Source organism: Pseudalkalibacillus sp. Hm43, assembly GCF_054170705.1.
Genome location: NZ_CM135129.1, coordinates 1566882 through 1591503, shown reverse-complemented (window position 1 = coordinate 1591503; position 24622 = coordinate 1566882). Strand labels below are relative to the sequence as shown.

The window sequence follows — 24622 nt, the reverse complement described above, 5'->3', positions numbered from 1 at the left end:
ACCTTCATTTTGGCAAGATCAACTCAAAAACAGAGCAAAACGAGACAACTGAAGCGCTCAAAATAACGTAAAAAAGGAAGGATGCCTCCTCAATTTGAGGTAGGCATCCTTTTTTCATCACAATATCATTATGAACGTATAGGTATAAGACCAGAAGGGGCTTTCGCAAGCGGCAATATGATTCGGATCGTCGTGCCTTTAAGGTATTCCGATTCGATCGTCAGCTTTCCACCATGTTCGCGGACGATTTTACGGCTCATCATCAAGCCAAGACCAATTCCTTTTTCTTTCGTGGAATAGAAGGGCTCTCCGATGTACTTCAGGCGTTCTTCTTTAATGCCTTTACCGGAATCAATGAACCGCAATTCGACGAAATGGTCTCTCAATTCCACCTGTATCTTAAGGTCTCCGCCTTCTTCCATCGCTTCCATCGCATTCTTCATGATGTTGATGAACACTCTTTTCAACGCACTCTTTTGGCAGTTGAGGATGATTTCTTGCTCGTCGATATATTCGACTTCCATGTTGATTCCTTTCAGGAAAGCAGTCCCCTCGAACAAGCGGACACAGCCGTCGACAATATCATGAAGCTCGGTTTCACTCAACTTGACGACATGCGGTTTCGCAAGGTCCATGAACTCATCCGCAATCCGCTCAATGCTATCCAGCTCGCCACCAATGATATCCAAGTAGTTTTGAAGAAGCGGATCTTCCACTTCATCATTGATCATTCGGATGAACCCTTTGACGCTCGTAAGCGGATTCCTCAATTCATGAGCAATCCCTGCAGCTAACTGTCCGACCGTCGACATTTTCTCCAATTGCATGGAAACGTGCTCATCTTCCAGGCGCTTTGTAATGTCGCGCGCAATCAATAGGATCATGTCTTCTTCATAGGAATTGTATTCATTCGAGATCAGTGGCGTCAGCACCGCATCGAAGGTGTAATTCTTTTGATTCTTTTCCAGTGTAAAAGCGATCTGTTCGGCTTCCTTCGTTTCAAAAACACTCCGGGTGATTTCATATAGAAGCTTAAAGTCATCTCTCACGACATAGTCGGTCATGAAGGCATACATATTCGTAACCGACGAATGGTTCAACCATGTCTTCAGGGAAGGGGAAACAAAATTCACATCACCGGATTGATTGAAGGTCACGATGAAGTCTGATGTCTTTTCGAGAATCAGACGATATTTCCGCTCACTTTCCTGTAGTGCCTGCTCTGCATGCTTGCGATCGGTTATATCCCGGCCGACGATGACGAACTTCTTATACGGCGCTTTTCCTTCATATAATGGAGAAGCAATCAATTCTATCCAGATAAATCCTTTGCTCGCATGTTTATATCGGATTTCAGCCTTAGCGGACCGGCCGGCATGGACCATGTTCTGGATCTGCTTGAACACTTTCCTTCGGTCTTCAGAATAGATGTGCCTGAAGACGTTCCGGTTCAAATATGTATCAGCTGAAAATCCGGTGATCTCTAAATGGGATGGAGATGCGTACAGGACCTTTCCTGAAAAATCGGCGATCACGACCAGGTCTTTCATGTTCTCTGTGATCAGCTGAAAAGAGTTGCGCTGTGCTAAATATTTTTCGTGGAAAAGGATCTGTTTTGAAATATCTATATATAGTCTAGCTACAGCTGTCCGTTCGCGACGGTGATTGTAGATGTTCATATAGCAGATCGATACATCTTTCACAGTGCCGTCTTTATGGACACGCTTCGTCTTCGGAATGAGATACACATCCTGCTTCCTCAGCTGACGGACGATTTCTTCGTATTCCTTTTCATACCCGGATGGGAACAACGAAATCGTGTGTCCGATCACTTCGTAATCTTTCCAGCCGAACATTTCTGTAAAAGCCGGATTGATTTTGAAAACTTCTCCATCCACACTTTGGACGAGCGTTGCATTTGGAGACGACATGAAAATGGACTCGACCATCCGGTCATCGGTCATCATCTTGTCCGAAGTATAAGGGGTATCCAGAATCATGCCACAATATTGAACACCACTCTCCGAAGAGATGGGCGCAAATTTGACCGACTCAAAAACGATGTCATGATGTGTAATGGAAACGTGTTCTAACGTCTCATGCTCACTAGTCGAAATCGCTTTACGGCACCCCTGTATGATTTGTTCTGGATGGAGGAACACTTCTTCGATACTTTTACCGATGCTGTTCTTATTCAATTGTAGTGCCTCTAAGGCTGCCTGATTCGCATAGTTGATGTGCCCACCATCCTGAGAATCCTTCGAAAAGACAAACATGATATACGGCTCAGGGTAACTATCTAGTATAGAATGCTCAAAAGGTTTCATGACATCACCCTCAAATCTTCGACAAGTATCTACTGTATTAATCATTCTTCTCATTATGTGAACAATCCTGCTTCATTTCCTCATTTCAAGGCAAAAAATTTCCAATTTCAGAATAGAAAAAGGGTTTGTCATCCGTGATTTCTTTCACGAATTAACAACCCCTCTGGTTTGATCAAAAATCAATTTTCACATTCAAGAATCCTGCGTTTACGAGCGACTTGATGATGATGACGACAGCTGGACCGATGATCAACCCGACCACACCTAACAGTGCGAATCCGATGTACAAGCTTGCTAATGCAGCAAGTGCACTGATTCCAAGGCTGGAACCAAGAATCTTCGGCTCGATGATCCTCCTGAAAATCGTAATCAAGAAGAACAGTACCAGCAAGCCGATCGCCAACCGTTGATCACCTGCGTAAAAGTTGTATAGTGACCATGGAACGAGGAAGGAGCCTGTCCCAAGTATCGGTAGGATGTCGACAATGACAATCAAGATCGAAAAGATCAAGGCATACTTCACATCTAATATGAGCAAGCCGATCCATGCAATGATGAAGGTCAGAAAGCTTAAGATCAACTGGGCACGTAAGAATCCGACAAAGGCGAATGAAAGCTGCTGCAAAACGAGCTGCACTTTCTCCTTCGCTTTTTCAGAGAACAAGTTCAGGAATCCAGCATGAAGTCTTGGCAGGTCCAAACTGAACAGGAACAGACTGACAAGATAAATCATCAGTTGAATCAGAAGGACCGGAACTGCTGTGACGAATCCGACAATGCCGTTTGCAATCCCTGATAGGAAATCCACTGAGAATTTACGAAGATCTTCTAACGCTTCCTGGATGGTCGATAAATACTCAGGAGGGACCTCTTGATAATATTCTTCCATTTGAAGCACGAACTGTTCGACACTGGCAAAAATGTATTGGGCGAATTCAGGCAATTGTTCGGAAAACTCGATGACCTGTACAATCAGTGTCGTAACAGCCCAGTAACAACCGACCAACAATAATGCCAGGAAGAGGGTGAAGCTGATGACGACACTCCAGACCCGCTTGATGGAAAACGTGCGATTGAGCATTTTCACAAACGGTTCCAGAAGAGCTGCTGTCAATAGTGCCAAGACCAGTGGAATACTATATGGAATTAGGAAAATGATGATGCCGACAAGTAAGACGAACGGTATGTATTTCTTTAACTCCAAAGTTGTTCTCCTCCGTGAGGGAAAGTCCCCGAATCTAAATTATCCCTATTATACCTTTTCTATATGAAAAGAGCATCTATTCGACATAACTAAATTTTTTGCTCACTTTGCACCATTTCCTCAAGAACACTTGGAGAAAATATCTTTTCTCACATGTTTTTGAAAGGGTGACATTTTTGAGCAAAGCTGTATTGTTTCTATTCCTCAGCATAACAAATCATTGGACTGAACTTATAGTAATATAGTTAGGTTTTGAAGCTTATTTTCATGGAAAATGATGATAAAGAACTGTTCCTATAAAACTATTTATGAAAAAATAGCAGATTTTTGTAAAAAAGAATAATAAATTTGGTGGATTTTCTGTTATTCTACTAGTATAGCAAGAAGGGGGGAGAATGTTGAACATTGGGTTCGATGGTTTTGCTCAACTGGACAGAAAATTGTTAGATAGCCAAAACAAAACCTATATTCAATCATTCGAGGATTTATGTACGTACGTAAACAAAGGGAAAACTGTATACTTCACTACTGATGATGTATATGGAACAATTCAAATGAACGACAATGCTAATTTCCTGATTACTGTAGCTTCCGAACAAGAAGTCGACAGGATCGAGGGCAGCAAATTGAAGCTTCAAAACGTGTATTTTTATTTGAAAAAGACAATGTTCTTATTGTAATGAAGACGATTAACTTGCTAGAAAACGATGTACGGGACAGCCCAACGAAGGGTTGTCCCTTTTTTTCTACCAGTTCAGGTCTCTCTCGTAACCTAGTTCAATCAGTAGCTGACCAGCCACTCTTTTGAACTGGTTTTTCACCTCTTCATCAAATTCCTGTCTCCAGTTCCCAGATTGACCTTTTCGATAAGTAGGGGACTTGGTAGGATCCACATGATTTTGCATCCTGCGTAACAAACCTTCAATCTGAAGGGAACTCTTTCTGTTGACACCTACAAATTGTAGAATTCTCCGCAACTCTTGTTTCTGCAGTTCTGGGGATGCAACTAGATTCTCATATTTTACAGGGAGAACGTTCGGTTCATTCTTCCAAGGAAGGAAGCGATGATACCAATCATTTATGTTCGGTCTTCTTAGAATCTCATTTCCATTAATGATCAACTTACATCGGGATTGCACGGTCATATTGTTTTCTGTGAAAAATTGATAGTATGGATGATTCGGGAACTTCATGAAAAAGTGGGCATAGGAAACAACGATATCTCGTGGGTCTCTGTAAAGAAATACTTGTTTCATATTAAGATCTTCAAATAGTTTTACATATTCTTCAGAGTGGAAGAGATGACCGTTTGCAAATTGATTTGCAGACATTCTAGAAAGAACTTGCTTATGTTCCTGAAGTTGATATATGTGACCTGGATAAATGAAGTTTTGGTGCTTCAGTTCAGGTACACCTTCAAGCAACGGCCGAATCAAGTGTGTACCACTTTTCGCAATAGAATTTACGAAAAAAGGATCGATGATTTTATTAGTCTCGTTCATCACCTTTACTAAACTCCTTACCATTTTTAACTTAATATTCATCATATGTAATTTTATGGTCCGGGATTGGACAAACCCGCATGAAATAAGGCCTAACTTTACATAAAATTCACGAAATGATGTTGAAGCGTTTACATGTTTCTGTGTTTAATAGAAAGGTAAGCTTTTAAATTCAAACAATACGAAATGGGGCATCGAAGAATGAAGAAGTTTTTGCAGATTTTATTAATGACAGCGCTTACACTCTCGTTTATGAACCCGATTACTGAAGTAGACACCGCGGAAGCAGCATCTACTCGTGATGTGGTCATCAACGAAGTTGCGTGGATGGGAACGACAGCGAGCTACAATGACGAATGGATTGAGTTGTATAACCCTACGTCCAGCAGTATTACATTGGACGGTTGGACATTAAATGCGACGGACGGAGATCCTGCCATCAATTTGACTGGTAGTATTCCGGCAGGTGGACATTATCTGTTGGAACGTACCGATGACAGTACGGTACCTAACGTGTCAGCCAACCTGATCTATACAGGCTCAATGAGTAATTCGAATGAAGTCCTTGAATTGAAAGATAACTCCGGATCCGTAATCGACTCTGTCGATCAATGGTATGCAGGAGATAATGATACGAAAGCAACGATGGAACGTGTCGATGCTGCGGTCAGTGGTACTACGGCTTCCAATTGGGCTACTGCAACAGCTACATATGATGTCGGTTACGGTACTCCGAACCAAAGTTCTTCTGGAGGAAATGGATCATCTTGCGACACAACAACGGAACAATTGAACCAAGTATCCGAGACAGCTGGCTCTATCAACGTATATTTCAATAAATGTGCGTTAACAGGTTATGCGGACGCAGGGAATGAAGCGAATTACAACGTGAACCTGGAGGACCGCTTGATCCATCGTATCAACCAAGCGACAACAAGCATTGATTTTGCGACGTATGAAATCAACTTGCCAAAAGTGGTCGATGCGTTGGTCAATAAAGCAGCTCAAGGTGTGGACGTTCGTGTAGTTGCGGATGCGAAGGATGCAGATGATCCACATTACGTAGAACGTTTTGCGACGATGCGATTGTACTTGGAAGAAATGGTACGCGGAAAAGATATGACATTAGGGACAGCGGATGACATCACTGTGTTCTCTGATTCACCGATGTATGCAGTAGAAGATCAGACGAAACGTGCGGATCATGGTCTACCGGCGTCTCCGGATGATTTCCCATATGAAACGAGAACAGTCGGGTCGACGGCTACAACAGGCTACTGGTTCGTAGAAGGGGAGCAACAGCCGGACGGTACGTATTATTCCCCTGGTAACCAAATGCATAACAAATTCGCTATTGTAGATGACACTTGGGTATTCACTGGAACATGGAATTTCACTGTAACAGGTCTTTATGGATCGGATGAAAACATGGCGAACGGTGTACTAGATGGAAATCAACAACATGTCGTCGAATTACATTCACCTGAGCTTTCAGGAATCTATGAAACAGAATTCAACGAAATGTGGGGGAGTGCGACGATGAATCCTTCTCCACAAGATGCAAACCTTGGACCACGTAAAACGGACAACACGCCACATTCCGTTAACATTGGTGGAAAAACAGTTGAGGTGTATTTCTCTTCTGGAGACAATGCAGTTGGTAAATTGACTGAACTTGTGAAGAATGAAGCAAACATCAACACATATTTCACTATTTTCGCATGGTCTGATCAGGCGTTGGTCGATGAACTGAAGTACAAATGGGAAGGCTCATACAATGACATGCAAGGGACACTCACCGGCTTTGATATCAAAGGGGTGTTCGACAGTGATTTCTGGAATCAATGGTGGTCGGCAAGTATTGAGATGACGGGGCGGACAGCTTCTCAAACAAGCGCAAACAACCCGAACATCCGCTGGGCGAATCCTGCTCCTGTCTATATCGATGCTGAAACGCGTAAGCTTCATAGTAAGACGATGTTGATCGATGCAGATACAAACAGCGATCCGACTGTTGTTGTTGGCTCAACGAACTGGAGTACGAACGGGAACGATAACAATGATGAGAATATGTTGTTCATCCATGATGACCAGATTACGAACCAGTTCGTCCAAGAATTCTATGCACGCTATTCACAAGCTGGCGGTACGATTCCAGCTCAATAACCATATAGCGAAAAGGATTGACCTGACGGTTGTCAGTGTCAATCCTTTTTACATAATCATCATTTCTTTCTGAACGCCATGAAATACCATGCCCCTTCTTTTACAACAGGGGTCATCGATTTCAGCTTGTATCCCTGATCGGAAGCATGCGAAAAGATTTCATCCTTTGAAGGTAAAGCGAACAGATTATCATGCGCGCTCATGAAACTGTTGAATGCTGCTGAAAAAGCATGCCCGTGTTCAGGTTCCCGCAAAGGGGAAATCAGAACGAGGGAACCTTTTTTACCTGTCAGCTCATGCGCTCGTTGGAAAAGACCGGCTCTTTCTAGCGGTGAGAAATAATACAATACATTGTTCATCATCACCATATCAAACGGTTTCCCGTGCCATTCCCAGTTTGTCAGATCCCCTTGATGGATCGTCGCATTCTTATTTTTCACTCGGGATAAGCGTGAAACGGCTTCGTCACAGACCTGTTGATTGAGCTCGACCCCATGCAAATCCAATTTCTTATTCTTTGAACTAAGACGTGAGATGTAACCGGCATGTCCACAACCTAAATCGAGCATGGATTTGACTTTGTTCTTCTTCATCCACTTATATACCTTCGGAAAAGCGAAGCGTTCAATGAAAGTGGAGGTTTCAGCAACAGTCGCAGCGAAATCTTTGTCTTGATATTGCATCTTCTCTTGATGGTTCAAGAGCTGAGGATATTCGAGCAAGATTGGAATGTGAAGCTCCATCATCTCCTTTAATAATGCACCGACTGTATGGGGACTATTTTTGGATGTATACTTGTGAATGCTCGGTTGAGAAGTAACCTTACCATCTACTTCACCTTTCAAATGACCGATCGCCAACCCGACCTCGGACCATCTTCTCAATAAAGCTTCATCAAGCTTATGTTTAGCAGCAACCGCCTCTACGGTGTTACCGTTTTGAAAGTAATCGAACAAATCCAACTCATAACCAACATAGGCGTGCCATGCATATAGGAAAGGTTCATTACTTTTCATCCATTTCCGTGCTTTGAGTAGCTTCAACCATTCGTTCATATTATGTGTACCTCCTTCGTTTCGATCATTGCTTCAACCATGGATAGTCCTCTTGTTCCGTAAAAAAATGCTTGGTCTGTTCAGATTCTGGAATGGATCGGCTTCCGAAAGAGTGGGGCACCAAGCCGATCTGTTTCATACGATCGACGATGCTGAATTTCCAGATGCCTAGACCGGATGTGTTCAGCATTTGTTTGAAATGCAATCGGTTGTTCCGCTCCGTATTATGGATACCTTTCATCCTCAACTTCTGCCAGCTCAACGACGGGAAAGAATAGAGGAGGGCAGCCTGATGACTCAACCTCGACACGAACTCTGCACGAGGTTTCCGCACTTGCTCAAACCATTTCAAGTGGCTTGGATCGGTTCGATCGGTTTCAAACATCCAACAGAGTAATTCTCCAAGTACATCGGAATCCTGGATGGCGAGATTCATGCCTTCACCAGCCATCGGATGCACACTATGTGCTGCATCACCGACAAGGACACAATTGTCTTTTACATAGCTCGATACATTATGTCGAACCGGGATCATCAGCTGTATCTGTTTCCAGGAAGAGATCTGGTTGACGTACCCTTCCATCTCCGGCATCAGTTCGATGTAGGCCTGGTAAAAAGATTCAAGTCCTTGTTTCCGCATAGACTTGTATTCACCTGGCTTGATCAACAGTACACTTCGGACTTCTCCATCTGGTAGTGGAAACAGACCTAGGAACCGTTCCTGGGTGGTGATGATGGAAGAGGATTTCAAGGTAGGAGGTCGCGGAAAGGATACGGTCAGGAAATGATGATTGTAGGAATACTTCTTTATCTGCACATCCATTTCATTTCGGACAGGGGAAACCCTACCTTCAGCTCCTATATAGAACAGTGCTTCAATAGACGTCTCACCGTCTTTCGTTGACACGTTCGCAACCCGTCGTCCGTCTTTATTTGTAAAACCTGTGAATTTCGCAGGTCTCATATGATGGAAATCAGGATATTGCTTCGCTTTTCGGAATAAAATTTCTTTCAACTTTTCGTGGGGAAGCATGACGGAGGTGTTGAATTCTGAGCGGATGATATCATAGCGGAATTCGTTCTCGCCAATCAGTTCCAGAGAGTCTCCATCTTGATAAAATTCTGTCATCTCGATGGAGGGGAGCATTTTCCCGTTTTCCTTGATCTGTTCGTAAACGCCTAATTTTTTTAGGATAGCGAGGCTTTTCGGCTGTAACAGTTCACCCTTATAAATCAATCCACTTTTCTCGTCTTTTTCCACCATAAGTACTTTGACTTTACAGGAAGCAAGCTTGACAGCCAACGTCAAGCCGGCTATGCCACCTCCGACTATCATCACTTGATAATCCAATGTCCTCACCACCTTCGTAGTAAAGGTTCTTTTCCACTGATGATAAGGATGTAAACGTTAGAGGACATAAAAAAAGCACCTGACACATGTGTCGTGCCAGGTACCTGGGCGGGTATATTTTTAATATAAAAGTATTATGCCGAACTAATATGTTCTTTCACAGAGATGACCTGTTCATTTTTCAATTTGATGATTTGAGCAACTGGACGATCGATATGGACATTGGATTCTTTGTAAACGGCTTTATAACGACTGAAGACGATGACATGATCACCTACTTCTACGAATTTTTCAGGGACCACTTCAAATATCTTATAATTCTTCTCGAGCTTCTTGAAGACGTTTTTAACACGTGTACGGCCTTGGATCGTCACGTTTTTCTCTGCCTTGATCCACTGCACATCAGGCGCAAGATTGGAAACGACTGCTGTCAGATTTCCATTCGCAAACTGGTTATATGCTTCCTTTACGATGTCCACATTCGACAAGACCCTTCCCTCCTCTAACTTTGGTAGTATTCGTTAATACCTACTTTAGTCGTATGTAACATTATTATACAAAGTTTTCTGATAACTTAGAAGTACTATGTTACTAGTAATTTTAACCAATTCGAGAAGGGAGGGATGAGATCAAGCTTTTGCCGTTCTGTTTCGAGTAGCGATAGTGAGCAATTCGTCTAATAGCGAATCGATATCGTCTGCAGATGAATGCAAGCCGAGTGAGATCCGGATGAATTCCCTCGCCTTATCTGGTGTACGACCGATGGCCATCATTGTTTTCGAAGGGGATTGTTGCCCGACTGAACAAGCCGATCCAGTGGATACAGCGAACCCTCTTCTGTTCAATTCAAGCATGATGTACTGACCTTCCATCCCTTTTACGCGAAGCCCGATGATTGAAGGTAGGACGGTCATCGGATGGCCTTCAACATAAAAACCATCCTCGCCTTCCAATTTCGTCAGGACACGGTCTCTCAGCTTACGAAAATGCATTTCATTCTCCCGCATATGATCGATCATATCCCCAGCAGCTGTGACGAATGCAGCAATGCCGGGAACATTGACGGTCCCGGAGCGGAAGCCTTTTTCATGAGACGTACCAGGAATCGTCGCTTTCCAGTGAGTTTGTGGAGAGACATAACAAGCTCCGACACCTTTTGGACCGTATATCTTATGGCTTGAGATAGAAATGCTGTCCAATCCGAGTATGTGGACATCAATCGGCATTTTTCCGAAGGTTTGGACACAATCACTGTGGAACAGGATCCCCTTGCCACTCAAAATTTCGCCGATTTCTTGTAATGGCTGTAGGGTACCGATTTCGCTATTCGCATGTCCGATGCTGACGAGGATCGTGTTTTCGGTAATCGCTTGGTTCAAGTCCTGTAACCGAATTCTACCCGTCGAATCCACTGGAAGCTTTGTAACGGTGAAACCTTCCTCTTCCAGCAACTGAAACGTGTTCGTCACAGAGGGATGTTCCGTCACTGTGGTGATCAGGTGTTTCCCTTTATGTGAATGGGCACGGACCAATGACACGATGGCGAGATGGTTGCTCTCCGATCCCCCACTTGTAAAATAAACACCATTCGGATCCCCATTCAAGTATCCCGCAAGCTGTTTCCGGCATTCTTCGAGCAACATTTCCGCGTTACTTCCCATATCATGTAGGCTGGAAGAATTCCCGAAAAAACGTGTAGAAGCTTCAGTGAAAACACGTAATGAAGACTCTGACATCGGAGTCGACGCCGCATAGTCAAAATAGATCATGACAACCTCCTAAGTTTCGTTCTGGTTGAAAACCTCTTGCTATCAGTTTAGTTTTATGTAAATATAGGTGTCAAGACACATGTAAAATATCAGTCTACGAGTTTGCTAGGAGGTCCACATGAAAACACAAAAAACGGATGTCCTTGTAATTGGAAGTGGCCTAGCTGGCATCATGACGGCGGAGCTTCTTTCTGCGCACAAGAATGTGATAATTTTCACAAAGAATAGATTAGAAGAAAGCAATTCTTATTTGGCTCAAGGTGGGATTGCAGCTGTAACACAAAGCGATGACAGTTGGTATGATCATTTCCTGGATACGCTTCAGGCCGGGTGTTACCACAATGAACCAGAAGCGACACAACAGCTGGTTGAAGGCGGGCCTGATGCGATTCATAGATTGGTTGAATTGGGCGTCCGATTCGATCGGAACGAAGATGGAAGCTATCAATATGGTCAAGAAGGTGCGCACAATCGGGCTCGTATTCTACATATATGCGGAGATGCGACCGGTAAACACTTGATTGATACGGTTAAAAGAAGAGTACAGTCTCATGATCTGGTTCAAGAGGGGCAAACGGTAGTCAGGTTAATGATGAGGAGCGGCCGTTGCGTCGGTGCTTGGAGTATCGATCCGAATGGGGAATGGACTGCGACATATGCCTCGACGGTCATCCTTGCGACTGGCGGGATGTCCGGTTTGTATCCTTTCAACTCCAATGCTGCCACGATAACAGGGGATGGACTTGCGCTGGCTTATGAGGCTGGAGCGGAACTATCCGACCTGGAATTCATCCAATTCCATCCGACCTTGTTGGTTTCAGAAGGGAAGACGTCAGGATTGGTGACCGAAGCGGTAAGAGGTCAAGGAGCCAAACTCGTCGATCAGGATGGCCGCTCATTGATGGAAGGGGAGCACCCACTTGAAGACCTGGCACCAAGAGATGTGGTCTCCCGCGTGTTGTATCGCGCACGACAGAGTGGTAGGAAATCGTTCCTCGACATCCGAGGAATCACCGATTTTGAAAAGAAATTCCCGACGGTTACAAAGTTATGTAGTAAAGGCTACATCGACCTTCGAGAAGGATTCATCCCAGTGGCACCTGGTGCTCATTTTACAATGGGAGGTATCGAGGTCGACCGGCATGGAGCTACAACCGTTCCAAACTTATACGCTGTAGGAGAAGTGGCTAATACAGGCGTACACGGCGCAAACCGTCTTGCGAGCAATTCCCTGTTGGAAGGGGGCGTTTTTGCATATGAAGTCGCACAGAGCATCCTTTCTAACCTGCATTCGGTCCAAATGGAAGGGATAGATCTATGGTCAAGTGTACCGGTGCTCTCTCACAGTCTTGATTTCAGAAGTATCCAGACGATATTCAACGACCATATTGGCATTGAGCGGAATCGGATCGGTCTTGAGCGAGCCGTTCAATGGTTCGAGGGGTATCTCACTAACACAGTTTATAAAGCGTTTCCTAGTTTGGAAGATATACAAACGTATCAGCATGTGCAGGTCGGTGCACTCGTCGCTCGTTCAGCACTGGAACGGACGGAAAGCAGAGGCAGTCATTACCGGACCGACCATCCACTAGAAAAAGAGTATTGGCGTCAAAAGCGCATAAAGAGGAGGAAGAGATCCTATGAACCGGTTGAAAGTACGGCAAGACCTTGAAAGATTCTTCATTGAAGATATCGCATCAGGTGATCTGACCAGCCAGCTTTTGTTTCAAAAAGGACAGATGGCAAGGGGGAAACTGTTTGTCAAAGAGTCCGGCGTGTTTGCGGGTGAAATGGTGATTGTTGAGGGATTCAAGCTCGTATCAGAGGACATCCAAGTTGAAATGGTCGCCCGAGATGGGGAATGGCTGGAAGCAGGTGACACAATTGCTGCCCTTACAGGTCCTGTCGCTTCCATTTTAGAAGGGGAGCGCGTCATTTTGAACCTGATTCAGAGAATGAGTGGCATCGCTACCCAAACGAATGAAGCGAAGAAGCTGTTAGAAGGAGATTCAACACAAGTATGTGACACTCGGAAAACGACACCAGGACTGCGGATGTTCGAAAAATATGCAGTTCGATGTGGCGGTGGCGCGAACCATCGCATGACGCTCGATGGCGGGGTGATGATTAAGGATAATCATATCGCCATGTATGGAAGTATCCATCAGGCGGTTCAGCATGTTCGGGAAGCGTTAGGACCGATGACGAAAATCGAGGTGGAAACAGAATCCGCGGATCAGGTAAAAGCTGCAGTTGAAGCTGGAGCGGACATCATCATGTTCGATAACCGGACGCCAGATGAAGTGAAGGAACTGGTCACCCTCGTCCCGGAGCATATCGTTACAGAAGCGTCTGGTGGCATCAGCCTTCGTAACCTGGCATCTTACAAAGGCTGCGGAGTCGACTTCATCTCATTAGGTGCATTGACGCATTCTGTCAAAGGCTTGGATATCAGTCTTGAAATGGAGGTTCAATAACATGGGTGTACTCGATATTTTGAAACAGTCGAACGGACTCCCCGCTAAGTATAAGAATTTGACCGAACTGGAAATGGTTGCACGTATCCAAACCATTAAAGAAAAATTGGGTGAGGAACTTTATTTACCAGGACATCATTATCAAAAGGATGAAGTCATCCAGTTTGCAGATGATACTGGGGACTCGTTGAAACTGGCACAGCTTTCAGCTGAAAATGCACAAGCAAAGTATATCGTGTTTTGCGGGGTCCATTTCATGGCCGAAACGGCTGACATTTTGTCCAGTGAAGAGCAGATCGTGGTCCTTCCTGACATGCGGGCTGGCTGTTCAATGGCTGATATGGCAGATATCTACCAGACAGAAAAAGCATGGAAAATCTTACAAGATGCATTCGGCGATACCATCCTTCCGCTCACCTATGTCAATTCGACTGCGAGCATCAAGAGCTTTGTCGGGAAAAACGGAGGGGCGACCGTCACGTCATCCAATGCAAAAGCGATGGTCGATTGGGCGCTGGAACAGAAGGAACGCATCCTGTTTTTACCGGATCAGCATCTTGGACGGAATACAGCTCATAACTTAGGCATTCCTCTCGAACAGATGGCGGTCTGGGACCCGATTGCGAATGAGCTTGAGTATGATGGACCGTGGGAGGATGTGCGAATCATCCTCTGGAAAGGTCATTGTTCTGTGCATGAGAAGTTCACGCTGGAGAACATTGCTCAAGTCCGAGAGGAGATGCCCGGCGTGAAAGTCCTTGTGCATCCGGAGTGTACGTTTGAAGTCGTTCAAGCTTCCGATGAGAACGGCTCGACGAAGAAAATCATCGATACGATTGAAAGTGCGCCAGCCGGATCCTCGTGGGCAATCGGGACTGAAATGAATTTGGTCAATCGTCTGATTCAGACTCATCCGGATAAGAACATCGTTTCGTTGAACCCGAATATGTGCCCATGTTTGACGATGAATAGGATTGACTTGCCTCACCTCTTATGGGCATTAGAATCAATTGTTGAGGGTAATGTGATCAATCAAATCAAGGTAGATGCGGAAACCGCTCATTTTGCGAAAGTTGCACTCGAACGTATGCTGGAAAAATCCATATAATATAGCAGAGGCTGGCTCAGTAACGAGGCTCTGAACATACAACATTTGCTCATTAATTTCATTGAATTTTACTTTTGTTGTGTGGGGAGGAGATCGCTTTTGAGCTGGTCTTTATTTTTTACATATATGAGGTGGAAGCCTTGTAATTCTACCCAACTTCGGATTAATTCGTTATTTTCGCCTATACAGCAACTAATGAGTTAAAATGAAACTAGAGAAACATCTGTGTGAAGGAGGGAGATCTGTGAAAAAATCCCTTGAAAACATCAGTTTCTACTTGGTCGGACTCTTCATCATGACACTAGGAATTAGTGCAACAATCGTCTCGGGTCTCGGTGCCTCACCACTTGATGCCCTCAATGTCGGATTGACGGATCACTTCGGTTTAACCGTCGGTAGCTGGGAATTCATCGGCGGTATTATTCTTGTATTTATCAATGCATTCGTACAAAAGGAAAAACCATCCTATTTCAGCATTGTAACCGCCCTGATCACAGGGATCGGAATTGATTTTTGGCTGTTTACGCTCTGGCAAGTTTGGGAGCCGGTTACCTTACCGATGATGGCGACTGTCCTTATGAGTGGTCTCATCTTACTCGGACTTGGAATATCCATCTATCTCCATTCCAATATTGCACTCATTCCGGTCGATGGTTTGATGATTGCGCTACACAGACGGTTCGGTTTCAGGCTCGCCATAGCCAAGACACTAGCAGGGGCTTTCATTCTGATCCTGGCGTTGATTGCGGGTGGCCCAGTCGGAATCGGTACCTTTATCGTTGTCTTGCTCGTCGGACCGCTGATCGGTTTCTTCCACAAATACATTTCCGTCTTGAAAACCAAGATAGATGATTTAGTGTATTCTGTATAAATTCATAAAAAATGAAAGAGGTGTACAGCTGTGAAAAAGGTGATGATTGGGGTTGTTGCAATCGTATTTTTAGGCGTCGGTTGGTGGCTTGGTTCTCCTCTTTTTTTGGACAAGGAAGTGAATGAAGAAGCACCACAAAGCGTAACGGAGCCCGCCAATGAAAACGAATCATCAGCTACCAGTGATGAGGAAAAACAAACGGACTCAGAAGATGCAGAACCTGTTGAACAAATGTATAGCGGAACATTCGTGGATGCAGATGACAAGCATAAAGCGAGCGGGAATGTACAAACCATCACAACCGAAGAAGGGACCTTCCTCCGTTTTGAACAATTCGAAGCGACAAATGGTCCGGATCTTTATGTGTATTTAGCGGAAGAAGGAAAACCGACGAAAGAAGGAATCGAGCTTGGAAAATTGAAGGGAAACAAAGGGGATCAAAACTATCCTCTGCCTAAAGGTGCTGATCTGAGCCAGTTCAATACGGTCGTCATCTGGTGCAAGGCCTTTGATGAAGACTTCGGTTATGCTGCTCTTACATTGAATTAAAATCCCGACAAAGCGGAGGTGGATGGAAATGTGGAAGAAATTGAAGACATTGCACACCTATAACGGTTGGATCATCACATTTTTGATGGTTAGTGGCATTCTATTGTTTCTTCCGTCCTTGCGGGGGTTTTTAGCACCAATTCGTGTTGGGTTGAAACAAGCCCATATCGGCGTTGGAATCGCCTCCGTTGCCGTCCTTCTCCTTTACCTTCCTTATTTGAAAAAGCACTACAAGAGCCGGAAACAGACCGGTAAACGGGTGAACCTGCTGACAATCATCGCCTTCATCGTCGTCTGGGCGGTCAGTGGATTCATTTTGACATTCGAGAGATCGGTTTCTGAAGCAACGGCTGCAGCCGCGTTGTTCATCCACGATCTGTTCACCTGGATCGGACTTCCGATCATCCTTTATCATTCTGTGACCCGGTTGAGATGGGTGCAGAAGCAGAGAAAACCACTCGTTCAAACAAAAGATGAGGACACGAAACTGAAGATTCCACTCACGAGAAGAGGTTTCATCCAGATGGTTGCTGGAACGGCATTCGTCGTGTTCATTGGTCCCTCGTTTTTCAAATGGTTGAAGCAAGTCCTGGATGATGGAGGGAACTCGCTGAAAAGCGTCATTGCCAATGACCGGAACGAGATGACCCCACCACCAACCCCACTGCCGGCATCCAATCCTCCCAAAGGCGGGGGCTATGAAGGGAACTTCCGGGTCTACACAGTGACAGAAATACCAAAGTTCACAAATGAAAATTGGTCTTTTACAATCGATGGTCTAGTGGACAAGCCTCTCACCTTCAAGTGGGAAGAGTTCGTGAAGCAGAAACGAACCGTTCAGGTCAGCGATTTCCACTGTGTGACAGGTTGGTCTGTTCGAAAAGTGACCTATGAAGGGATTCCATTGAAAGCCTTATTGGAAAAAGCGGGGGTCCAGAAGGATGCGAAGTACGTAAAGTTCTACTCTGGTGACGGCGTCTATACCGATGCACTCACGCTCGATCAAGCCCGGATGGATGATGTCATGGTGGCGATGATCATGGATGGAGAGCTCATCCCATCTGATTATGGAGGACCTGTCCGACTCATCGTTCCAAGAATGTATGCTTATAAAGCCGTCAAATGGCTTGTTCGAATCGAGCTGATCGACTCACCCCACTTAGGATACTGGCAAATGCGGGGTTACGATACGGACGCGTGGGTGAGGAAATAAGGAACGTACGGAAGGACCCCGTACGTTTATTGTTCTTGTTCCTTAATTACCTTCGTCAATTCCTCGATGTTCTGATTTAGTATCTCTAACTGGTTATTAATCTCCCAAAGATTTGAACTGTAATCGGTAAAAGTGTCATCCACATACTGAGTATTCGAATTCCCGATTGCGCAAGACCCTAACAATACACAGATTCCAAGGAAAATAATTGCGCTCCTTAAGCGCTCTACATCAAACATCATCCCAAATCCCTCCCCCCTCAAACCTACCCATATTTTACCACTAAATATATGCTGCTGGAACATGAATAAATCGTTCTGAAGAAGGAAGGAGAACGATGTTTTTTCCCGAAATGATTATGCAGAACATATTTTCGATTGGGACGAGGAGGATTCAATGAAATTATTGACGAATCAATCATTTAACAATGCTCGGAACTGGATTATGGAAAATGGTCGAGAGTTGGAGAAAGCCCTTTTCCGTTACCATTTTGAAAACGGGACGAAAGAAGAGGTCATGGAAGCTCTCCAATTCTATCAAAACGAAGACGGAGGATTCGGGAAAAAGATGGAGCCGGACTTTCAGCTGGAAATTTCATCCCCGATGGCGGCCTCACATGCGTTTCAAATTTTCAAAGAGTTAGAGGTAGGTGCGGACCACCCGATGGTAAGGGAAGCGATGCATTATCTTCTCACTGTGTACGATGATGAGAACGGGCGCTGGCATGCTGTACCACCCGAGGTGAACCAAGTCCCTCATGCACCTTGGTGGCATTACGATCATGAAAATGAACGGGTCATGGTAGAAGCGGCATGGGGTAATCCGAATGCAGAGCTTGCAGGGTATCTCCTTAGATATCATCCGTTAACGCCTGAGGATATGCGAGAGAATCTGAAGCAAAGGGCTCTGACTCATTTTCAGGAGCTTGATGCGATTGATATGCATGAGACATTCTGTTATTTGAGATTAGCCGATGAATTGAAGGATGAAGAACGGAAGATGATCATCGAAAAGGTCAGGGAACACGTACCTGAGCTTGTAAATGTGAAGAAAGAGCAGTGGAAATCGTATGGCATGCAGCCAGTACAGCTTGCGGAGCATCCTCAGTCTTCTTTTTATGGGCAGTTGAAGGAGAATGTCGAGGAGAATCTGGATTATATCATCGACCAGCAGCAGGCAGACGGTTCTTGGCATCCGAACTGGGAATGGGGCCAATATGAGCATGACTGGCCAAAAGCGAAGGAACAATGGAAAGGGATTTTGACCCTGCAGAATTTGAAGCTGTTGAAAGTGTATGACCGATTGGAGTCACAAACGGTGAAATCGTAAGATCTTCAGAGGGCTGACCTGGAATGTAGGAAGCATTGGAACAGGGACAGCTCTCTGATTTTTTCATACATAATTGCAATACATCATAGATCAAAAAACAATTTTATTGGAGGTGCAAGAAAGAATGAATATTCTCGTCATCGGTGGTACAAAGTTTGTCGGAAGGCATATCGTCGAGGCAGCCACTCAGAGAGGGCATGAGGTGACCTTGTTCAACAGAGGTACAAACCAAGACCTTTTCCCTGATTTGGAGTGGATCCAGGGTGACCGGACGAAAGATGCCGATCGAATCAGTGGACGAAAGTGGGATGCTGTCATAGACACGTGTGGCTATCATCCGACCACCGTCCGGAAGTCCGTTCAAGCGGTCAAGGAACAAACGGAAATCTATACGTTCATTTCCACCGCATCTGTGTACAAACATTTCGCAAATCAAGACATGGTCAATGAGGAATCCATTGTACTTACAATGTCCGATGATGAGATCAGCGCAATCCCAGAAACGGCCGATCGGACACCTGAAACTTATGGTCCATTGAAGTACCAATGTGAACAAGTCGTTTATGAAGAGATGGAAGGTCGAGGCCTTGTCATTCGGCCTGGATTGATTGTTGGGCCATACGATCCGACTGATCGTTTCACGTATTGGGCAATGCGCTTAGCAGAGGACCGACCGATTCTTGCACCTGGAAGACCGGATCGGAAAATACAATTCATCGATGCTCGAGATCTTGCAGAATGGACGATCCGAATGGTTGAGGATCAGATCGTCGGAACATACAATGCTGTCGGTCCAGAAATGAAGTTAATGATGGAGACTTTTTTGGAAAAAGGGAAAGCGCTTTTCAACAATCCTACCGAGATCACATGGGTGTCGGAGTCGTTTTTGAAACGGAACGATGTGATGCCATGGGTTGAACTGCCGTTATGGATCCCTGAAACATACGGGCTATCCGAAGAAATGACGCCAGCGAATGGCGACATCGGGCTCGATCCTTTCAAAGCGGTCCAGGAAGGATTGACCTTCCGCACGTTTGAAGAAACGTTGAAGGACACACATGATTGGTTCATGCAAGAAAATCGTGAACTATCGCAAGCTTGCATGGACCCATTGAAGGAGAAGAGAATCATTTCGAAATGGACAGAAGCGGCGAGTGTATAATCCACTAAATTGATAAGAGCTGGATGCTGCAGAAATTAACGGGGTTCAATTGAGCGGTTCCTTTTAAACACATTCACTAATAAGAAGATGAGCAGGCCAAATTTTTGGTCTGCTTTTTCTTGTTGAGATAATGCAAAGGACAGGGTTGCGGTTGTCGCAACATTAGAGAGCTTCTGGATAGGTGAAAACACCAAAACTAGTGAAGTCACCCACCCAAAGAGAGCTTTTTGATAGGTGAAAACACCAAAACCGGTGAAGTCACCCACTCAAAGAGAGCTTTTTGATAGGTGAAAATGCCAAAACTGGTGAAGTCACCTACTCATAGAGAGATAGCCTTCCTTTTAACACTGGAATTAACCACCTGTTTAGCAATACTAGATAGAAAAAATTCCGGTAAACCGGAAAGAGGAAATTTTAGGATTGTTTGTTCAATTTTGATACAATGAGTCAGGTAACGATACAACGGTTGAGGTGGCCACAATGAAGAACCTACAACAATACATACAATCACGCTTTTCATTCTTTTATGGCTGGATCATCGTATTTCTCGGAGGGCTCGGTCTCTTTTTCTCTGGACCTGGTCAAACGTACGGAATTTCTGTTTTCATAGACTCATATATTGAAGAATTCGATTGGAGCCGGTCACTCGTATCCGGCATTTATTCAGGTGCGACCCTCTTATCCGGTTCACTCCTGTTTTTGATGGGGAGGGCGGTTGATAAATACGGTCAGCGCACGATGGCACTGATCGTCGGTATATCGCTTGCAATCGCATGTTTCTGGAACAGTTTCGTTTTCACGCCGGTGATGCTATTCATCGGGTTTTTCTTACTGCGATTCTTCGGACAAGGATCAATGACGCTTGTGCCGAACACGCTTGTTCCCCAATGGTTCATCGAAAAAAGAGGAAGAGCGCTCAGTTTCATGGCCATCGGAGGTTTCTTGAGTTCTGCCCTGATTCCACCTGTGAATGCTTGGCTCATCAGCACCTTCTCATGGGAGATCGCCTTCCGTATTCTCGGATTTTCCATTCTGATCCTCTTCGTTCCGCTCGTTTTCTTCTTTATGAAAAATAAACCGGAAGACATCGGCTTGAAGCCGGACAATGCCGTACGGAAACAGAATGCGGATGGAACCGAAGTCGAGGAGGAAAACGAATACGATGTGTCATGGACGCTGAAAGAAGCGATGAGAACGAGACAATTCTGGCTCATCCTCGTCTGTGTCAGTATCCCTGCATTGGTGAACACCGGCATTACTTTTCATCTCGTTTCGATTTTTGAAGAAGGTGGACTGGGCAGAGGTACGGCGGCATTCATCCTCAGTCTGATGGCAATCGTAGGATTTCCGATCACGATGGTTTCCGGATTCATTCTGGAGCGCGTGAAGGTGCATGTCGTACTGTCCGTCAGCTATATTGGGCAATTGGCGTTTGTCATCCTTCTACTCTTTACGAACTCCTATTGGATGGCGATTCTATTTGGAATCGTCTGGGGAATCGTGAATGGTCTTGAGCGGATTACGCTATCAATCATCTGGCCGGATTATTTCGGACGTAAGTATTTGGGAAGCATCAAAGGCATAGCGATGACGACAATGGTCATCGGCTCGGCATTTGGCCCGCTTCCTTACGGATTTGCTTTCGACTTGTTCGGTGGATACTCGGAGATTCTACTCCTGACGATGATTTTCCCGATCATCGGCTTCATTTTCGCCCTTATTTCTCCTCGTCCTTCCAAAGTGTAAAAAAAAGACGGCTGGCAGCTGCCATCCGTCTTTCTTGCTATTATGAACGTTGTGTCGACAAGATGCCGACATCGTGTTTGATTTCATTTTCCCAAAGCTCGGTGTACGGTTGGAAAAGATTCTTCATCTTATCCTGAATCGCTAGTGTGAGGAGACCGTTTCCGACGCCTCGCTTCGTATAGCCGAGTGGAATCGTCCTTTTGACCAACTGGGCGTATAACTCTACCTCGGTTAGATTTCGGTTGAATTCTTTTTGACTGATGTTGTTTAGCAGTGCAAGGGCACCGGACACGTGCGGTGTCGCCATCGAAGTTCCCGAAAGCTTCGCATACCGATTGTCCGGGAACGTAGACAGAATATTGACGCCTGGTGCAACGAGGTCAATCTCGTCATTCGTGTTCGTAAATCGGGCAAGCTTCCGTTTGAAATCCATCGCCCCGACCTGGATTACTTCGTTATAAGCACCTGGATAAGAAAATTCTTCTGTTCCCTCGTTGTCGTCTCCTTCATTTCCGGCAGCACATACAACAGAAACATTGTTTTCTACTGCATACTTCACTGCATCGTGAAGCTCATCCGTTCCTTGAGGACCGCCGAGCGACATGGAAATGACACGTACTTTTTCACCCTTAGGACCTTCCCAATCGACGGCGTACCGGATCGCTTCAATGATCCATGCCATTCTACCGCTTCCTTGTTGGGTGAGCACTTTCAGCACCAACAGCTTCGATTTCGGGGCGACCCCGGCGATGCCATTACTCGTGCCGACAGCTGCAATCGTACCGGCGACATGTGTTCCATGACCATTGTTGTCCGAATAGTTGTTTTCGTCACTATTGTAATCTGTCGTGAAATTACGTCCATCGATAATCTGATCCTTCAAGTCTGGATGGGCCATTTGGCACCCTGTATCAATGACAGCGACGACATTTCCTTCACCTTTATCCGCCTGATCCCAAACGTCCGGTGCCTCAATCATTTTCACACCACGGGGGACGTTGGTCAGTTCATCGACAATTTCTTCGACATGATAAGGAATCAATCTTACTTCGCTCATATTCATCCTCCTTAAATTGAATGATGAAAATCGCATGATGTAGGACAAGTTTTCTGAATTATGAAAAGAATAACGGAAAGGCAAGAACAATTCAATAGGGTGAAGTACCTGAATATTGATAGGATGAAGTCAGGGATTCTCTCATATGGTAAAATATGTAGTATTGAAATGAGGGGGGATAGCTTGAAAGAAAGATATTTTTGGCTGATCATGGTCGTCATCGTCATTGCATGGATTGGCAACTATACCTATTTAAAATCTCAGCAACTGGAAAATCCGATTCTACTAACTCACTATTATGAAATTCCATTTGAAGACAGATCATTCTTTGAAATCTATTATCTTACGAATAAAGATCATCAAAAATTAAATTACCTTGAATTAAATGGGGTAGGTGTGTATCCCTCTGAAGAATTTAATCACTTTGTTTATGAACAAAATGTTCCTCAATTCGAAAAAGAATTCAGACATCATTACTTGAAAAAGGTGAGATTTGAATTACGAGATCATGGGCTTCCTTTAGAACCAAATTCAGGTGATAAATGGTCAGTTCAAGAAGTTATACCTCATTATACACATGTAAATGCAGCAAAGCGGCCTGAAAGTGAAGATGTGGGGAATATTTCAGTCAAAGCATACACTCAAGGCAATCAACTTTTCGGGAATCAAATGTCTGGCAGTAGTAATACCAATGAGACATATCACTCGGCAACAGCTCAAGAAAACGTATTGATTGAAAAACTTGTGATTCCTCATCATAAAAAAATTGCTGATTCCTTAGACATAAAGATTGGAGTCAACGATGAATTCAACCTGGCTGAGGATCGACGAAATTGGTCTGAAATCCCTGGTAAGCCGTTTGGAGAAATAGCATTTCCAATTCAACTGATGCAAGGGGATACCTTGAGCATTTATCTGAAAGTAGATGACAGTTTTAAAAGCTACCTTCATATGCCTTTAAGGTGGGTTGGGAAAACGGAAGATGGAGAGAGCTTCGAAAATTTAATCTTTATGAATTCACAACCCCGCTTCGATCAGGATGATATCAATCAGATCATAGCCGAGAAGGAGGAGGGGATGGAATGAACAAAACATTTAAAAAGTTATTCTGGGGATTCTTGTTCGTGTTGGTGGAAATCCACCTATTTGTCATCGATATATTACCAGATCCGATTGGATACCTTTTCATCTACCTAGGTCTATTGGAGATCAGGGATACGTATGGAAAAAGTAATCTTTCACGCCCAATATCAATGATTCTACTCGTTGTTTCTGTTCCGACAGTGTTCATCAACCAATCGAATGTGAATGAATCAGCCCTTTTTATGCAGTTGAATGGTTTGGAATTTTACGAGTATGGGCTAGGGCTTGCAAAACTTGTACTTACGTTTTATGTATTCAAGTTATTAGTGAATGTAGCGGAAGAGATCGGAGACATAGAACTTAAACAATACACCCAAAAATTATTTAATATCTATATTGTACTCATGTTAATCTTTCAAATTGCGCACGCATTCTTTATGAATATGTATGGAGATTTGCTCGCTGGAGCTATTATTGCTTCTGCAATCCTATCTATTGTACTCGACATCTTCTTCCTAGTCCTTTTAAGGAGATTCGGTAAAAAAGAAGGTCGAACTGGTGAGGGACGTTCAAAAGAAACCGTACAAGTCTAATTTTTTCCACGAATTGAAAGATTAATAATAAAAAGGCTGATTCCTATGTCAGCCTTTTTG

The 24622-nt window shown here is 44.4% G+C and carries 22 protein-coding genes; 13 read left to right on the top strand and 9 right to left on the bottom strand.

Features of this window, described 5'->3' with window-relative positions; translation table 11 throughout:
• Positions 1-128: 128 nt before the first annotated feature.
• Together ACXQIQ_RS08440 and ytvI are read right to left on the bottom strand one after the other, a co-directional pair.
• Entirely contained in the window at positions 129-2381 is a 2253-nt protein-coding gene (locus ACXQIQ_RS08440; RefSeq protein WP_439299206.1) for a PAS domain-containing protein, read from the bottom strand.
• A gap of 118 nt (positions 2382-2499) precedes the next feature.
• Positions 2500-3531: a sporulation integral membrane protein YtvI gene (gene ytvI / locus ACXQIQ_RS08435; protein ID WP_439299207.1), complete on the bottom strand. Its 1032-nt coding sequence runs from the start codon at positions 3529-3531 to the stop codon at positions 2500-2502.
• A 395-nt stretch (positions 3532-3926) separates the two neighbouring features.
• Here ytvI and ACXQIQ_RS08430 point away from each other — a divergent pair, with 395 nt between their 5' ends.
• The gene (locus ACXQIQ_RS08430) at positions 3927-4211 is read left to right on the top strand and encodes a hypothetical protein (RefSeq protein WP_439299208.1); all 285 of its coding nucleotides are present in this window, start codon (positions 3927-3929) and stop codon (positions 4209-4211) included.
• A gap of 66 nt (positions 4212-4277) precedes the next feature.
• On the opposite strand, the gene ACXQIQ_RS08425 is transcribed toward ACXQIQ_RS08430, so the two are convergent.
• On the bottom strand, positions 4278-5033 hold the full coding sequence (locus tag ACXQIQ_RS08425; RefSeq protein WP_439301910.1) for a sulfotransferase domain-containing protein: 756 nt from the start codon (positions 5031-5033) through the stop codon (positions 4278-4280).
• Positions 5034-5234: 201 nt separating this feature from the next.
• On the opposite strand from ACXQIQ_RS08425, the gene ACXQIQ_RS08420 reads away from it, so the two are divergent.
• Positions 5235-7199 (top strand): phospholipase D-like domain-containing protein, encoded by a 1965-nt coding sequence (locus ACXQIQ_RS08420; protein WP_439299209.1) that lies wholly within the window; start codon positions 5235-5237, stop codon positions 7197-7199.
• A gap of 59 nt (positions 7200-7258) precedes the next feature.
• Here the strand turns inward: ACXQIQ_RS08420 and ACXQIQ_RS08415 are convergent, their stop codons facing one another.
• The 4 genes from ACXQIQ_RS08415 to ACXQIQ_RS08400 form a co-directional block, all read right to left on the bottom strand.
• Positions 7259-8254, bottom strand: coding sequence for a class I SAM-dependent methyltransferase (locus tag ACXQIQ_RS08415; protein ID WP_439299210.1), 996 nt, complete (start codon positions 8252-8254; stop codon positions 7259-7261).
• A gap of 25 nt (positions 8255-8279) precedes the next feature.
• On the bottom strand, positions 8280-9605 hold the full coding sequence (locus ACXQIQ_RS08410; RefSeq protein ID WP_439299211.1) for an FAD-dependent oxidoreductase: 1326 nt from the start codon (positions 9603-9605) through the stop codon (positions 8280-8282).
• A gap of 134 nt (positions 9606-9739) precedes the next feature.
• The gene (locus ACXQIQ_RS08405; RefSeq protein ID WP_439301911.1) at positions 9740-10084 is read right to left on the bottom strand and encodes a nuclear transport factor 2 family protein; all 345 of its coding nucleotides are present in this window, start codon (positions 10082-10084) and stop codon (positions 9740-9742) included.
• Between the two features lie 150 nt (positions 10085-10234).
• Positions 10235-11374, bottom strand: a complete 1140-nt coding sequence (locus tag ACXQIQ_RS08400; RefSeq protein WP_439299212.1) for an IscS subfamily cysteine desulfurase — start codon at positions 11372-11374, stop codon at positions 10235-10237.
• 118 nt (positions 11375-11492) lie between these two features.
• Between ACXQIQ_RS08400 and nadB the strand changes: the two genes are divergently transcribed.
• From nadB to ACXQIQ_RS08370, 6 genes are all read left to right on the top strand, one after another.
• Positions 11493-13046, top strand: coding sequence for an L-aspartate oxidase (gene nadB, locus ACXQIQ_RS08395; protein WP_439299213.1), 1554 nt, complete (start codon positions 11493-11495; stop codon positions 13044-13046).
• Entirely contained in the window at positions 13015-13851 is an 837-nt protein-coding gene (gene nadC / locus ACXQIQ_RS08390; RefSeq protein WP_439299214.1) for a carboxylating nicotinate-nucleotide diphosphorylase, read from the top strand. Before nadB ends, nadC begins: the two co-directional genes overlap by 32 nt.
• 1 nt (position 13852) lies before the next feature.
• Entirely contained in the window at positions 13853-14959 is a 1107-nt protein-coding gene (gene nadA, locus ACXQIQ_RS08385) for a quinolinate synthase NadA (RefSeq protein ID WP_439299215.1), read from the top strand.
• Positions 14960-15203: 244 nt separating this feature from the next.
• Positions 15204-15830, top strand: coding sequence for a YczE/YyaS/YitT family protein (locus ACXQIQ_RS08380; RefSeq protein ID WP_439299216.1), 627 nt, complete (start codon positions 15204-15206; stop codon positions 15828-15830).
• Between the two features lie 30 nt (positions 15831-15860).
• A complete protein-coding gene (locus ACXQIQ_RS08375) occupies positions 15861-16379 on the top strand; it encodes a DM13 domain-containing protein (protein WP_439299217.1) in 519 nt (172 codons plus the stop codon).
• Positions 16380-16407: 28 nt separating this feature from the next.
• Complete coding sequence (locus ACXQIQ_RS08370; protein ID WP_439299218.1) at positions 16408-17592, top strand: molybdopterin-dependent oxidoreductase; 1185 nt, start codon at positions 16408-16410, stop codon at positions 17590-17592.
• Between the two features lie 26 nt (positions 17593-17618).
• Here ACXQIQ_RS08370 and ACXQIQ_RS08365 read toward each other — a convergent pair whose 3' ends face one another.
• Entirely contained in the window at positions 17619-17834 is a 216-nt protein-coding gene (locus ACXQIQ_RS08365) for a hypothetical protein (protein ID WP_439299219.1), read from the bottom strand.
• Between the two features lie 154 nt (positions 17835-17988).
• Here ACXQIQ_RS08365 and ACXQIQ_RS08360 point away from each other — a divergent pair, with 154 nt between their 5' ends.
• The 3 genes from ACXQIQ_RS08360 to ACXQIQ_RS08350 all read left to right on the top strand — a co-directional run bounded on the left by ACXQIQ_RS08360 (position 17989) and on the right by ACXQIQ_RS08350 (position 21829).
• Entirely contained in the window at positions 17989-18921 is a 933-nt protein-coding gene (locus ACXQIQ_RS08360) for a prenyltransferase/squalene oxidase repeat-containing protein (protein WP_439299220.1), read from the top strand.
• Positions 18922-19045: 124 nt separating this feature from the next.
• Positions 19046-20083, top strand: a complete 1038-nt coding sequence (locus ACXQIQ_RS08355) for an NAD-dependent epimerase/dehydratase family protein (protein WP_439299221.1) — start codon at positions 19046-19048, stop codon at positions 20081-20083.
• A gap of 480 nt (positions 20084-20563) precedes the next feature.
• Positions 20564-21829, top strand: coding sequence for an MFS transporter (locus ACXQIQ_RS08350; protein WP_439299222.1), 1266 nt, complete (start codon positions 20564-20566; stop codon positions 21827-21829).
• Between the two features lie 40 nt (positions 21830-21869).
• Here ACXQIQ_RS08350 and ACXQIQ_RS08345 read toward each other — a convergent pair whose 3' ends face one another.
• Positions 21870-22886, bottom strand: coding sequence for a S8 family peptidase (locus ACXQIQ_RS08345; RefSeq protein ID WP_439299223.1), 1017 nt, complete (start codon positions 22884-22886; stop codon positions 21870-21872).
• Positions 22887-23069: 183 nt separating this feature from the next.
• On the opposite strand from ACXQIQ_RS08345, the gene ACXQIQ_RS08340 reads away from it, so the two are divergent.
• A complete protein-coding gene (locus ACXQIQ_RS08340; RefSeq protein WP_439299224.1) occupies positions 23070-23972 on the top strand; it encodes a hypothetical protein in 903 nt (300 codons plus the stop codon).
• The gene (locus tag ACXQIQ_RS08335; RefSeq protein ID WP_439299225.1) at positions 23969-24562 is read left to right on the top strand and encodes a hypothetical protein; all 594 of its coding nucleotides are present in this window, start codon (positions 23969-23971) and stop codon (positions 24560-24562) included. Before ACXQIQ_RS08340 ends, ACXQIQ_RS08335 begins: the two co-directional genes overlap by 4 nt.
• Positions 24563-24622: the final 60 nt, after the last annotated feature.